Below are 13,194 nucleotides of genomic sequence, written 5' to 3' on the forward strand. Positions count from 1 at the left end.
TACGGCTCCCGGCTGGCTCATTCTAAACCTACGTCGAGGCAGACGTGTTGCTGGTGTTCGGGCGCTTCGCCCACTTGTCTCGCTGTTCCGATAAAGTGAGCAGTAGCGGTGCGGCGATGAAGATGGACGAGCTTGTCGCCAGAAAAAGCCCGAACAGGAGCGTCATTGCGAATTGCTGGAGTGCTGGCCCGCCAAACACAGCCAATGGCGCCGTTGCCAGGAATAGCGCCAGCGACGTTCCGATCGTGCGGGACAGTGTCTCATTGATCGAGAGGTCAACGATCTCCCGAAGCGGCCTGTGCCGCATAGCGCGCATGTTCTCGCGGACCCGATCATAGACAACCACCTTGTCGTTGATCGAGAAGCCCATGATCGTCAGAATGGCCGCGATCGAGGTCATGTTGAACTCGAAGCCGGTTAGCGCGAAGAAGCCGATTGTCTTAGTAAGGTCCAAGAACATCGTCGCGACCGCGCCTAGTGCGAACGGCCATTCGAAGCGGACCGCAATATAGGCGAACATTGCGATTGCGGCGATGCCGAGCCCCCAGATGGCGCTGCTGAACAGCTCGTTTCCAATCGTGGCACCCACCACGTCAACCTTACGAACCTCGGCGCCCGGCGCAACTTGCCCGAGCATATGCTCGACCTTGGCGACTGCGGCCGCCTCCGCCTTAGGCCCTCCTTCTTGGCTTCCGAGGCGAAGAAGAACGTCATTGGGTCCGCCGAAGGATTGTACCTGGACCGGTCCAAGGCCCAGCTCGCTGGCTTGGCTACGCAACCCGGCTAAGTCAGCCTCGCCCGGCATCCGCGCCTCGACCGCGACGCCGCCGGAGAAGTCGATCCCCATCTTCAGCCCCGGCGAGACAGCTAGCGCGACAGAAGCCAGGCTGATCAGCGCCGACGCGATGAGCCCCGCGTGGCGCGCACGCATGAACGCAAAACGCGTCTTACTTGGCAGAAAGTGGAGCCGCGTGCCCATCCTTAGCCGCTTCGGTCGCACTCGATCGAGGTGGCGCGCGGTCAGGTACCGCACGAATACGAGCGCGGTGAACATCGAAATGAGGATGCCGAGGCTTATGGTGATCGCGAAGCCCTTGATCGCACCCGCGCCCAGCCCGAGCAGCACAAGCATCTTGAGAAGAGTTGTCAGGTTCGCGTCGAGCACGGTCGTATAAGCACGCCGAAACCCGCCTTCGATCGAAGCGCGCGCGCTCTTGCCTTTCGCCAGTTCCTCGCGCGTGCGTTCGTTCACCAGAATGTTGGCGTCCACGGCCATGCCGAGCGCCAGCAACAGGCCAGCGATGCCAGGCAGCGTTAGAGTAGCGTTCATCAACGCCAAGCCGGCAATAGTGAGTGCGAGGTTGGCGATAAGCGCCGCCGCCGCGTACACGCCGAACCGACCATAGAGCGCGATTACAAAGCTGATCACGAGCGACAAGCCGACCACGATGGAGATAAGGCCCGCGTGGACTGCGTCCGCTCCCAGGCTGGCGCCCACCGATCGCTCCTCAATCACAGCGAGCGGTGCCGGCAGCGCGCCCGCACGGAGCAGCACTGCCAGGTCCTTGGCTCCTTCAGCGTCAAAGCCACCGCTGATTTGACCCCGTCCGCCGATAATAGGCTCTCGGATTACCGGCGCACTGATCACCTTATCGTCGAGCACGATCGCAAATGGCTCCCCGACGTGTCTGGTGCTGGTTCGGGCGAACTGGCGCGCGCCAACACCGTCGAGCGCGAAGTCGACCGCCCACCCGCCCGTCTGCTGGTCAGGGCGTGGTGTAGCGTCAACGAGGTTGGCACCGTCGACTTCGACATGGTTGAGAACAGGGATGGTAGCACCGGCATTGTCCATCATCGGAAGGCGGCGTACGCCGGCACTGGCGGCTTCCGCCCCGTTCGCTACCAGGCGGAACGTCATTTTCGCGGTCGAGCCGAGCAGCGTACGCAGGCGGCCGGGATTGCTGACCCCCGGCAGCTCTACGAGAATGCGGGCCACGCCCTGCTTCGCGACAACCGGTTCGTTGGTGCCCGTCTCGTCGATGCGACGGCGAATGATCGCGATCGCCTGTTCGACGGCCTTCGATAGGAGCGTTGCCTGGCCCGTGTCGGTGTAAGAGACGGCGAGGCCGCCAGGCACATTGGCAAGTTGGAGCGCGGGGCGGCCTGCAGAGTCGGTGCCAAACTCAGCCACGGTGTCGGCCAGCGCTCTGGCACCGGTGTCCGGTGTGGCGAGGTCAATCAAGACGCGGCCGCCTGTCACCTTGGTGCTTGCCACAACGCCGGCTTTCTTGAGCGCCGCGGCGGCCTGTTCGCGGACGCTCTCGAGCCTCTCGTTGATCAGAGCGGCGCGGTCGAGTTCGAGAAGCATGTAGGATCCGCCCTGGAGGTCCAGGCCGAGGTTTACATGAGGTTGCGGGTACCAGGCTGGCAGGCGGCCAGCAGGAGTAAAGCTGGGGATGCTGAGCAAAATGCCAATAAGGCAAATGCACAGGATTACCCCCGCCTTCAGACGGGAGAAATGTAGCATTGTCGATCCTCGTTTGCAGTCGTGAAGAGACAGGCGCGCAAGCACGGGCGCACCTTCAGGCTGCGCATCTCAGGCGCAGCGAGGCTGCTTCAGACTAACGGAGGGCCGGTAGCGGGGTGAGCGCGGACTGAGCGCTTCGCGAAGCCTAGTACGGCGAGCGGAACGGGGGAGAGGCGCGACGGCTCTGGGTTGCCGGGACGCGCCAGCTCGGCCGGCGGTAGCGCGCTCCCCCCGCCCTGGTGCGGGTCGGAACGATCGGCTTCCTCATTGGGGGCAAGCGCACGGTCACTGAGCGTGAAAGGTCTCGCCGCGGCCTCGCGAACGGCGAGACCCTGCCCATGTCCGTGCGCCGAGCTTGGTCCGCCGAGCGCGCCCAAGCTCAGCAACGCCGCGAACAGCGTTTGCAGAACGGCCAGGACGACGGACGGCGAGATCAGATTTGGGCACCCCTGCACGTGCGCTGACGTGAGTCGCGGCGCACACTCGTCCGGAAAAATTGAAGCCTATAGCCGCATTTCAACGAGAACAAGGCGAAGGTCGCAAGCCTCCTGATTGCGGACATGAGCTTAGGGTCCGCAACCGCCCAAGCCGTTCCAACTAGCATGAGCGTAGCACGGCTGCCGAATTAAAGGGCTTACGGCAAGCAATTCTGGCTTTTGCGCTGACGGCGGTTCGCGGGTTCAGCTTTCCCGAAACGTATTCCCAATTGCCCTTTCCAGAAATTTCCGTTCGAAGATAGAAAGGCGGGAAAGTTCGCGCTGAACGAATGGCTGCGTCCCCATTGCTCGGTTTGCTCACCTGAACGTCGGGAAATGGGGCGCTTGCCGACGGACCGCTATTTCATGAGCCTAAGGCCTTAGCTCAGCTCATTCTGTTCGACGGATTGACGAAGTCGAGCATGTCCGGCGTGACCCAGCCGTAGATGTAATTGAGCACGAACAGCGCCCACAGGATTGTCGCCACGATCGTGACGCGCAACGCGAGGCGCTTGATGCTGAATTCGTGCGGCGCGCTTTCGGCCTGACCGGGGACGTAGTCGCCGCCGGCCTCCTGCGTGGTGCGCACCCCGAACGGCAAGACGAGGAACACCGAAAACGCCCAGAACAGGAAATAGATCGCGAGCAGCGAGGTCCAACGCATATCAGATCCTTACGCCTCGATCACCAGAACATCGACGACCGGCTTCTTGCCGGTCCAACGCGTCGCCACGCGGCGGACGCCGAGACGGAGACTTTCGCGCAATGTCGGCAGGTCGCCGCGATGCTTTTTCACCACTTCAGCGGCGGCATCGATCGCCTCGTCGATGAACGCCTCGCGATCCTCTTCGACGGGAATGCCCTGCAGCCCGACTCGTGGCACGCCGATCAAGCGATTCCTGCCGTCGATTGCGACCGCGACCGACATCTGGCCATAGGTCGCGACGCGGCGGCGCTCGTTCATCGTCGCGCCGTCGGCGGGCAGAATGACATCGCCGTCGAGCATCAGCCGGCCGACCGTGGCATGACCCAGCTTTTCGGGCTTGCCGGGCGCGAGGCGAACGATGTCGCCGTCGCTCTGGACCAGCGCCTGCGGGATGCCCTTGGACAGGCCGAACCGCGCCTGCTCCATCATATGGCGCATCTCGCCATGGACGGGCACGAGCAATTGCGGACGGATCCAGCCGTACATCGCCTCGAGCTCCGGGCGTCCCGGATGGCCGGAGACATGGACATGCTCCTGCCGCTCGGTGACCATTTCGACGCCAGCAGCGGCGAGCTGGTTCTGGATGCGGCCGATCGCGAGTTCGTTGCCCGGGATCTGCTTGGACGAGAAGACGACGGTGTCGCCCGCGACGAGCTTGATCGGGTGGTTGCCGTCGGCGATGCGGCCGAGCGCGGCGCGCGGTTCGCCTTGCCCGCCGGTCGCCACCACCAGAACATCGCGGCCGGGCAGCGCCATCGCGGCTTCGGGCGAGATCGGATCGGGGAAACTCTTGAGATAACCGTTAGCGCGCGCCACGGTCAGGATGCGGTCGAGCGAGCGGCCCTGGACGCAAATCTTGCGCCTCGTCGCCTTGGCCACTTCGCCTAAAGTCTGGAGGCGCGCGGCGTTCGACGCAAAGGTTGTGACGACCACCCTGCCCCTCGCCTTCTTGACCGCGTCGATCAGCCCGTCGCGCACGCTTGATTCGGTACCCGACGCCTGCGGGTTGAAGACATTGGTCGAATCGCAGACGAGCGCGAGCACGCCCTCGTCGCCAACCGCAGCAAGCTGTTCGGGAGTAGACGGCCTGCCGAGCACCGCATCGCTGCTGTCGAGCTTCCAGTCGCCGGTGTGGAATATCTTGCCGTATGGCGTCTCGATCAGCAGCGCGCTTGCTTCGGGGATCGAATGCGCGAGCGGGACGAAGCGGAACTTGAACGGCCCGATCTCGACCACCTTGTTCGGATCCACCACGTTGAGCTCGACGCGGTCCTGGACGCCTTCTTCCTCGAGCTTGCCGCGGATCAGCCCGGCGGTGAACTTGCTGGCAAAGAGCGGCGCGCCGAGATCGTCGGCGAGATAGGGCAGAGCACCGATATGATCCTCATGCCCGTGCGTCAGCACGACGCCGACCAGGTTGGCGCGCTGTTCCTCGATGAACTGGAGATCGGGCAGAATGATCTCGACGCCCGGATAAGCGGGGTCGGCGAAGGTCACCCCCATGTCGACCATCAGCCATTTGCCCTGACAACCATAGAGGTTGACGTTCATGCCGATTTCGCCCGATCCGCCGAGCGCGACGAAGAGCAGTTCCTTACCTGGTGTCACTTCAATTCCTAATCGTTATTCATTCTAGTCATCCCAGCGAAAGCCGGGATCTCAAGCCTTGTCGCGCCTTCGCCTAAGATCCCGGCCTTCGCCGGGATGACGGATAAGATCGCAAGGTGACGGCTATCGCTGCGCCCGTTCCCACATCATCGCTAGCCCCTGGATGGTCAGATCAGGCTCGATTACGTCGAACACATTGGTATGCTGCTCGAACAGCAGCGCGAGCCCACCTGTCGCGATCACCTTGGCCGGGCGGCCGATCTCCGCCTTCATCCGCGCGACCAGCCCTTCGATCATCGCGATATAGCCCCAATAGATGCCGATATTCATCTGGCTGACGGTATCGCGTCCGATCACGGTCGGATCGGCCGGCGCCTCGATCGCGATCCGCGGCAGCTTGGCGGCGGCGCTGACCAGCGCATCGAGCGACAGATTGATACCCGGTGCGATGATCCCGCCCTTGTACGCGCCGCGAAAATCGATCCAGTCGATCGTGCTGGCGGTGCCGAAATCGATCACGATCAGATCGCCTTCATGCAGCGCATGCGCCGCGATGGCGTTGACCGCGCGGTCGGCGCCCAGGCTCTGCGGCTCCTGCACGTCGATCGCCATACCCCATTCGACCGGTTTCTGCCCGGCGATCAGTGCATCGGTCTTGAAATATTTCTCCGCCAGCCATTGCAGATTATGCGTCGCGCGCGGCACCACGGTCGAGATGATCACGCCGTCGACCTGGCTGCGGTCATAGCCTTCGATGCTCAGCAACTGGGTCAGCCACACGGCATATTCGTCGGCGGTACGGCGGGGGTCGGTGGCGATGCGCCATCGGCCTTTCACCTCGCGGCCATCGAGCAGCGCGAAAACGACATTGGTGTTGCCGGCGTCAATCGCGAGCAGCATGGAATTCAAGCTCCCATCCGGAGAAATCACAGCAGGAACACGTCCGCCGCGTGAATGACACGCCGCGTGCCGTCCGCCAAGCGAAGGATGAGCGCGCCGTCAGGATCGAGACCGTCGAACAGCCCATCGATCGCCTCGCCGTCGGGCAAACGAACGTTGAGCGGCGTGCCGGTCGGATGCGCGTGGGCAACCCAACGGCGACGGATCATGTCAATCCCCTGCCCGCGCCAGCATTCGACCCAACGCGCGAACGCCTCGGCCAGCGTCTCGATAAAGTCTTCCGGTGCGACGGCGGCATTATGAGCAGCGAGGCTGGTTGCGCGGCGATCGGTATCGGTCGGGTAATGCGCCAGATTGACTCCGATCCCGACCACCACGGCATCGACCGCGCGCTCGAGCAGGATGCCCGACACTTTGGCGCCATGGATCAACAGATCGTTGGGCCATTTGAGCAGCGCCACGCCGGGAGCGTAAGCCGAAACGGTTTCTTCGAGAGCGACTGCCGCGACCAAAGTGAGCGTTGCGGTCGGCGGATCGCTCGGGCGGACGCGGACCAGCGTGCTCGCATAGAGATTGCCTGGCGGTGAGATCCAGGACCGACCCATCCGCCCGCGCCCGCCTGTCTGGCGCTCGGCACGCAGCCACACACCCTCTTCCAAGCCGGACGCCGCCAGCGCGATCATGTCGGCGTTGGTCGAGCCGGTTCCCGCCACGGTGCGGATACGGCCGCTTGTATCGGCGATCAGAACAGCGCCTTCGCCGCCGCCATCGTCGCGACACCGAGCGGCTTGAGCGCGAACCAGCCAACCGGCGAGATGAACAGCGCCAGTAGCGTGATCAGACCATATTCGACCAGCGCGTTGCTGCGCTGGAAGGCCGGCGCCGGGCTGTCGAAATACATCACCTTGATGATCCGCAGGTAATAATAGGCGCCGATCACGGAGGCGACGAAGCCGACAACCGCCAGCGGGTACAGGCCCGCGCTTATAGCGGCATTGAACACCGCCAACTTGGCGAAGAAGCCGAGCATCGGCGGAATACCTGCGAGGGAGAACATGAAGACCAACATGGCGAAGGCTAGGCCGGGATGGGATTCCGACATGCCCGCCAGACTATCGATCGTCTCGACCGGATTGCCTTCCGCATCGCGCATCTGGAGCACGATCAGGAATCCGCCAAGCGTCATAGCGATATAGACTGTCAGGTAGAACAGCACCGCCGCCACGCCGGCCTGCGTTCCCGCCGCCAAGCCAACAAGCAGGAAGCCGACATTGTTGATCGACGAATAAGCCAACAGACGCTTGACGTTCTTCTGGCCGATCGCGGCAACCGCGCCGAAGATGATCGAGGCAAGGCTGGCGAAGATCACGATCTGGCGCCATTCGCCGATCGCCGGCCCCATCGCCTCGATCGCGACGCGTACGCCGAGCGCCACCGCGGCAACCTTGGGCGCCGAGGCGAAGAAGGTCGTCACCGGCGTCGGCGCGCCTTCATAAACGTCCGGCGTCCACATGTGGAACGGCACCGCCGACATCTTGAACGCCAGGCCGGCGAACACGAATACCAGGCCGAAGGTCAGCCCGAAATGATGCTGGCCGGGGACGATAGCGGCGTAGCTCCGGGCGATGTCAGTGAAGAGCGTCGTGCCCGAAAAGCCATAGACCAGGCTGATCCCGTACAGCAGGATGCCCGAGGCGAGCGCGCCCAGCACGAAATACTTCAGGCCGGCTTCGGCCGAACGCTGGTCGCGGCGCATGAAGCTGGCGAGGACATAAGCCGCAAGGCTCTGTAGCTCGAGCCCGACATAGAGTGTCAGCAGATCGCCCGCCGACACCATCATCCCCATGCCCGCCGCCGACAACAGGATCAGCACCGGATATTCGGGATGCAGGCTGTCGCCGTCGCCGCGCGCGAAGAAGCGCGGCGCGATCACGATCGAGACGGCGGCGGCGACGTAGATCAGCACCTTGGCGAACGCGGCAAAGGCATCGGCACGATACAGGCCGTCGAACACGACACCAGCATAGGAAGCCGGCCCGGCAAGCGCGATGCCCGCGCCGAGCAGCACCGCCACCGCGGTCCAGCTGACCGCGCGGGTCGAGCCCTGCCCGCCCCAGGCGGCGACCAGCATCAGCGCCAGCGCGCCGACCGACAGGACCAATTCGGGAAGCGTCGCCTGAAGCGAAGCGATCCAATCCATTACGCGTGGCCCTCCCCGGCCTTGACCTGAGGATTTGTGGGCGGCGTCGGCCGAGCATCGCCGGCCGGCCTGGCGCGATCGATCCGCTGGAGCAGAATCTTCACGTCGCTGCGCATCGGCGCGAGGAAGCTCTCGGGATAGACGCCCATCCACAGCACCGCCGCGGCGATCGGCACCAACAGTGTGAGTTCGCGTGGGCTGAGATCGGTCATCGCCCGGACGTCATCGAACTTGATCTCGCCGAACACGACGCGGCGATAGAGGTACAGCATGTAGGCCGCGCCCAGGATGATGCCGGTGGTGCACAGCAAGGTGATCGTCGTCGACACCTTATAGACGCCGACCAGGCTGAGGAATTCGCCGACGAAGTTGCTGGTGCCTGGCAAGCCGACCGACGCCATGGTGAACACCATGAACAGCACCGCATAGCGCGGCATGTTGTTGGCGAGACCGCCATAGCGCGCGATCTCGCGGGTATGCAGCCGGTCGTAGATCACGCCGACGCACAGGAACAACGCGCCCGACACCAGGCCATGGCCCAGCATCACCATCATTCCGCCCTCGATCCCCTGCTGGTTGAAGGCGAACAGGCCGATCGTCACGATCGCCATGTGCGCGACCGACGAATAAGCGATCAGCTTCTTCATGTCGGATTGCACCAAAGCGACCAGCGAGGTGTAGATCACCGCCACCGCCGACAGACCGAACACCAGCCAGGTCAACGAAGCCGACGCTTCCGGGAACATCGGCACCGAAAAGCGCAGGAAGCCGTACCCGCCGAGCTTCAGCAGCACGCCGGCCAGGATCACCGACCCCGCGGTCGGCGCCTGGACGTGCGCGTCGGGAAGCCAGGTATGGACCGGCCACATCGGCATCTTGACTGCGAACGACGCGAAGAACGCCAGCCACAGCCAGGTCTGCGCATGGACTGGGAAATCATGGTTGAGCAGCAACGGGATGCTGGTCGTGTGCGCCTCGTTCACCATCCACAGCATCGCCACCAGCATCAGCAACGAGCCGAGCAACGTGTAGAGGAAGAATTTGTACGCCGCGTAGATGCGGTTGGCGCCGCCCCAGATACCGATGATCAGGAACATCGGGATCAGGCCACCTTCGAAGAAGATGTAGAACAGGAACAGATCCTGCGCCGCGAAGGTGCCGATCATCAACACTTCGGTCAGCAGCATCGCCGCCATATATTCGGGCACGCGCTTCTGGATCGCTTCCCAGCTGGCGCCGATGCAGATCGGCATCAGGAACACCGATAGCTCGATTAGCAGCAAGGCGAAGCCGTCGATGCCGAGCGACCAGCTGAAGCTGCCGAACAGCGGCACATTCTCGACGAACTGCCATTGCGGGCCGCCGATCTGGAACTGGCTCCACAGCACCGCGCCGAGCACGAGGTCGAGCAACGTCGCGATCAGCGCCAGCCAGCGCGCGCCGTTGGCGCTCAGGAACAGGCACGCCACCGCCGCGACGGCGGGAATGGCGAGCATCAGGGACAGGATGCCGCTCATTGCGCGATCGCCCAGGTAACGGCGGCGGTCAGGCCGATCAGCATGACGAAGGCATAAGTGTAGACATATCCGGTTTGCAGACGCCCAGTGACGCGGCTGCCGAGCGATACCACCCAGGCCGAGCCATTCGGCCCAAAGCGGTCGATCAGACCCTCGTCGCCGGCCTTCCAGAACAGGCGGCCGAACGCGAAGGCGGGACGAACGAACAGCAGGTCGTAGAGCTCGTCGAAATACCATTTGTTGTAGACGAAGTCGTACAACAGCCGGAACGTGCCGGTGAACCGCGCGGGGATGTCGGTCCGCCAGATATAGGCCATCCACGCGCCGAGCAGGCCGAGCAGCATCACGATCGTCGCCGACAGCTTGATCAAGACGGGCACCTGGTGCGCCGCATGATAGAGATGCTCGTTGAACGCGATCGCGCCGCGCCAATATTGCTCGCCCGCCTCCGGACTGATGAACTTGCCCTGGAACAGCACGCCCGCCAGCACCGCGCCGGTCGCCAACAGGATCAGCGGGATCAGCATCGACCACGGGCTCTCATGCGGATGGTAGCCGCCGGTGCCGTCGCCATGCGCATGGTCGTGATGAGCATCGTGCGCATGGGCATGATTCTCATGGCCGTGGCCGTGATCGTCATGCAACGAATGCTGGATATGCTCCGACTGCGCCCAGCGCGGCGTGCCCCAGAAAGTCAGGAACATCAGCCGCCACGAATAGAAGCTGGTCAGCAGCGCGGCGAGGATACCGACCCAGAAGGCGCCGGTACCGCGACCCGAGGCATAAGCGAGCTCGAGGATACCGTCCTTCGAATGGAAGCCGGCAAACCCGATCTGCGGCAGGCCGAGCACGCCCGGAATGCCGACGCCGGTGATCGCCAGCGTGCCGATCAGCATCACCCAGAAGGTGACCGGGATTTTCTTCCGCAGGCCGCCATAGAAGCGCATGTCCTGCTCGTGGTGCATCGCATGGATCACCGAGCCGGCACCGAGGAACAGCAAAGCCTTGAAGAAAGCGTGCGTGAACAGATGGAACATCGCCGCGCCGTACGCGCCGCTGCCCGCCGCGAAGAACATATAGCCGAGCTGTGAGCAGGTCGAATAAGCGATGACGCGCTTGATGTCGTTCTGGCACGTACCGATCGTCGCGGCGAAGATGCAGGTCGCGGCGCCGATGAAGACGACGAAGTCGAGCGCGACTTCGCTGGTCTCGAACATCGGCGACAGGCGGCAGACCATGAACACGCCCGCGGTGACCATCGTCGCGGCGTGGATCAGCGCCGACACCGGGGTCGGGCCTTCCATCGCGTCGGGCAACCAGGTGTGGAGCCCGAGCTGCGCCGACTTGCCCATCGCGCCGACGAACAGACACAGGCAGAGCACCGTCATCGTGTCGAAGCGATAGCCGAGGAAGCCGATCGTCGAACCCGCCATGTGCGGCGCCTGCGCCAGGATCTCGGGAATCGAGACGGTGCCGAACACCAGGAAGGTGCCGAAGATGCCGAGCATGAAGCCGAGGTCGCCGACGCGGTTGACGACGAACGCCTTGATCGCGGCGGCGTTGGCGCTCGGCTTCTTGAACCAGAATCCGATCAGCAGATAGCTGGCAAGACCGACGCCTTCCCAGCCGAAGAACATCTGGACCAAATTGTTAGCGGTCACCAGCATCAGCATCGCGAAGGTGAACAGCGACAGATAGGCGAAGAACCGCGGCTGATCCGGATCCTCGTCCATATACCCCCAGGAATAGAGGTGGACGAGCGCCGAGACGCTGGTGATCACCACCAGCATCACCGCGGTCAGCGCGTCGACGCGCAGTGCCCAGGAGACGTCGAGATCACCCGACTTCATCCAGGTGAACACCTGGGTTACCGGATAGGGATCGCCGCCGGTCAGATAATGGATGAAGATCGGCCAGCTGAGCGCGCACGACGCGAACAACGCGCCGGTCGTCAGCACCTTGGCCGGCACATTGCCGATCGCGCGATTGCCGAGCCCGGCAATGATGGCAGCCAGCAGCGGCAGGAAAACGATGAGCTGGATCATGATGCGACACCCGTCACCCCAGCGAAAGAGCGATGGGTCGGCCCGTCCCCCGGACGGGCCTTGAGCATGCGAGGCATGCTCAACCCTTCGCTGGTCTCAAGCGGCAAGAGCATGCCAGACAACAAGGAGATGCCAGCTTTCGCTGGCATGACGGAATAGATCACCATCACCCCTTCATCCGGTTGGCATCGTCGACCGCAATGGTCCCGCGCCCGCGGAAATAGATCACCAGAATGGCAAGCCCGATCGCTGCCTCGCCGGCGGCGACGGTCAGCACGAACATCGCGAATACCTGGCCGACCAGATCGTGCAGATAGGCCGAAAAGGCGACGAAATTGAGATTCACCGCGAGCAGGATGAGCTCGATCGACATCAGCATGATGATCAGATTCTTGCGGTTGGCGATCAGGCCGAGCACGCCCATCCCGAACAGGATGGCGGCCACGACGAGGTAGTGCGTGAGCCCGATCATGCCGTCACGTCATCCCAGCGAAAGCTGGGATCTCCCTGTTGTTGAGCGTGCGCTTGCCGCACGAGACCCCAGCTTTCGCTGGGGTGACGATGGTGGGTTGTCACAATTCCACCCCCTGGCCGACCGGCGGCTGCATGTTGCGCGTCGCGTCCTGCGGACGGCGCGCGACCTGACGGCTGATCTTCTGACCCTTGACCCCGCCACGCGTGCGATGCGTCAGGACGATCGCGCCGATCATCGCGACGAGCAGCACCAGGCCGGCGCCTTCGAACACGAACAGGTAATGCGAATAGAGCAAATGCCCGATCGCTTCGATATTGGACATCTTGTCGGGCGTCGGAGCGATACGCTGGTCGAGCTGCAGCCCGCCCGCGCTCCACGCGCCGACCGCGATGAAGATCTCGCACGCCAGGATCAAAGCGACAAAGGCACCCAGCGCGGCATAGCGAACGAACCCCGCGCGCATCTCGGCGAAGTCGATGTCGAGCATCATCACGACGAACAGGAACAGCACCGCGACCGCGCCGACATAGACGATGACCAGCAGCATCGCGATGAACTCGGCGCCGCACAACAGCATCAGTCCGGCAGCGTTGAAGAAGGCCAGGATCAGCCACAGCACCGAATGAACCGGGTTGCGCGACGTGATCGTCATGAACCCGGAGATCAGCACCACCGCGGCGAACAGATAAAAGGCGATTGCAGCGATCATTATTCCACCGTCGCCCCAGCAAAAGCTGGGG

The 13,194-nt window shown here is 63.4% G+C and carries 10 protein-coding genes; all 10 read right to left on the reverse strand.

All coding sequences use genetic code 11. The annotated features are described in order from the left end of the window. Nucleotides 1-28: 28 nt before the first annotated feature. The 10 genes from secD to AC1DSD_RS07175 all read right to left on the reverse strand — a co-directional run bounded on the left by secD (nucleotide 29) and on the right by AC1DSD_RS07175 (nucleotide 13,163). Complete coding sequence (gene secD, locus AC1DSD_RS07130) at nucleotides 29-2,527, reverse strand: protein translocase subunit SecD (RefSeq protein ID WP_478029244.1); 2,499 nt, start codon at nucleotides 2,525-2,527, stop codon at nucleotides 29-31. Nucleotides 2,528-3,388: 861 nt separating this feature from the next. Further along, nucleotides 3,389-3,667 carry a DUF1467 family protein gene (locus AC1DSD_RS07135; protein WP_478029245.1) on the reverse strand — a complete coding sequence of 93 codons (279 nt, stop codon included), beginning with the start codon at nucleotides 3,665-3,667 and terminating at the stop codon, nucleotides 3,389-3,391. Nucleotides 3,668-3,676: 9 nt separating this feature from the next. Beyond that, the gene (locus AC1DSD_RS07140; protein WP_478029246.1) at nucleotides 3,677-5,317 is read right to left on the reverse strand and encodes a ribonuclease J; all 1,641 of its coding nucleotides are present in this window, start codon (nucleotides 5,315-5,317) and stop codon (nucleotides 3,677-3,679) included. Between the two features lie 123 nt (nucleotides 5,318-5,440). Further along, nucleotides 5,441-6,217: a type III pantothenate kinase gene (locus tag AC1DSD_RS07145; protein ID WP_478029247.1), complete on the reverse strand. Its 777-nt coding sequence runs from the start codon at nucleotides 6,215-6,217 to the stop codon at nucleotides 5,441-5,443. A 26-nt stretch (nucleotides 6,218-6,243) separates the two neighbouring features. Next, a complete protein-coding gene (locus tag AC1DSD_RS07150) occupies nucleotides 6,244-6,939 on the reverse strand; it encodes a biotin--[acetyl-CoA-carboxylase] ligase (RefSeq protein ID WP_478029530.1) in 696 nt (231 codons plus the stop codon). Between the two features lie 20 nt (nucleotides 6,940-6,959). Next, nucleotides 6,960-8,417, reverse strand: coding sequence for an NADH-quinone oxidoreductase subunit NuoN (gene nuoN / locus AC1DSD_RS07155; RefSeq protein WP_478029248.1), 1,458 nt, complete (start codon nucleotides 8,415-8,417; stop codon nucleotides 6,960-6,962). After that, nucleotides 8,417-9,934: an NADH-quinone oxidoreductase subunit M gene (locus AC1DSD_RS07160; RefSeq protein ID WP_478029249.1), complete on the reverse strand. Its 1,518-nt coding sequence runs from the start codon at nucleotides 9,932-9,934 to the stop codon at nucleotides 8,417-8,419. Before AC1DSD_RS07160 ends, nuoN begins: the two co-directional genes overlap by 1 nt. After that, nucleotides 9,931-11,979, reverse strand: a complete 2,049-nt coding sequence (gene nuoL, locus AC1DSD_RS07165; protein ID WP_478029250.1) for an NADH-quinone oxidoreductase subunit L — start codon at nucleotides 11,977-11,979, stop codon at nucleotides 9,931-9,933. The genes AC1DSD_RS07160 and nuoL overlap by 4 nt, the downstream gene beginning before the upstream one ends. A 166-nt stretch (nucleotides 11,980-12,145) precedes the next feature. Continuing rightward, nucleotides 12,146-12,451 carry an NADH-quinone oxidoreductase subunit NuoK gene (gene nuoK / locus AC1DSD_RS07170; RefSeq protein ID WP_066592512.1) on the reverse strand — a complete coding sequence of 102 codons (306 nt, stop codon included), beginning with the start codon at nucleotides 12,449-12,451 and terminating at the stop codon, nucleotides 12,146-12,148. Between the two features lie 100 nt (nucleotides 12,452-12,551). After that, entirely contained in the window at nucleotides 12,552-13,163 is a 612-nt protein-coding gene (locus AC1DSD_RS07175) for an NADH-quinone oxidoreductase subunit J (RefSeq protein WP_478029251.1), read from the reverse strand. Between the last annotated feature and the right edge of the window lie 31 nt (nucleotides 13,164-13,194).

The sequence above is a fragment of the Sphingomonas sp. P4_D12 genome (genome assembly GCF_056401895.1).

What these genes read in the sequence shown, in the direction of transcription:
- nuoK (WP_066592512.1), bottom strand. Translation starts at nt 12,451, where the DNA reads ATGATCGGGCTCACGCACTACCTCGTCGTGGCCGCCATCCTGTTCGGG.
- nuoL (WP_478029250.1), bottom strand. Translation starts at nt 11,979, where the DNA reads ATGATCCAGCTCATCGTTTTCCTGCCGCTGCTGGCTGCCATCATTGCC.
- nuoN (WP_478029248.1), bottom strand. Translation starts at nt 8,417, where the DNA reads ATGGATTGGATCGCTTCGCTTCAGGCGACGCTTCCCGAATTGGTCCTG.
- AC1DSD_RS07160 (WP_478029249.1), bottom strand. Translation starts at nt 9,934, where the DNA reads ATGAGCGGCATCCTGTCCCTGATGCTCGCCATTCCCGCCGTCGCGGCG.
- AC1DSD_RS07175 (WP_478029251.1), bottom strand. Translation starts at nt 13,163, where the DNA reads ATGATCGCTGCAATCGCCTTTTATCTGTTCGCCGCGGTGGTGCTGATC.
- AC1DSD_RS07145 (WP_478029247.1), bottom strand. Translation starts at nt 6,217, where the DNA reads ATGCTGCTCGCGATTGACGCCGGCAACACCAATGTCGTTTTCGCGCTG.
- secD (WP_478029244.1), bottom strand. Translation starts at nt 2,527, where the DNA reads ATGCTACATTTCTCCCGTCTGAAGGCGGGGGTAATCCTGTGCATTTGC.
- AC1DSD_RS07135 (WP_478029245.1), bottom strand. Translation starts at nt 3,667, where the DNA reads ATGCGTTGGACCTCGCTGCTCGCGATCTATTTCCTGTTCTGGGCGTTT.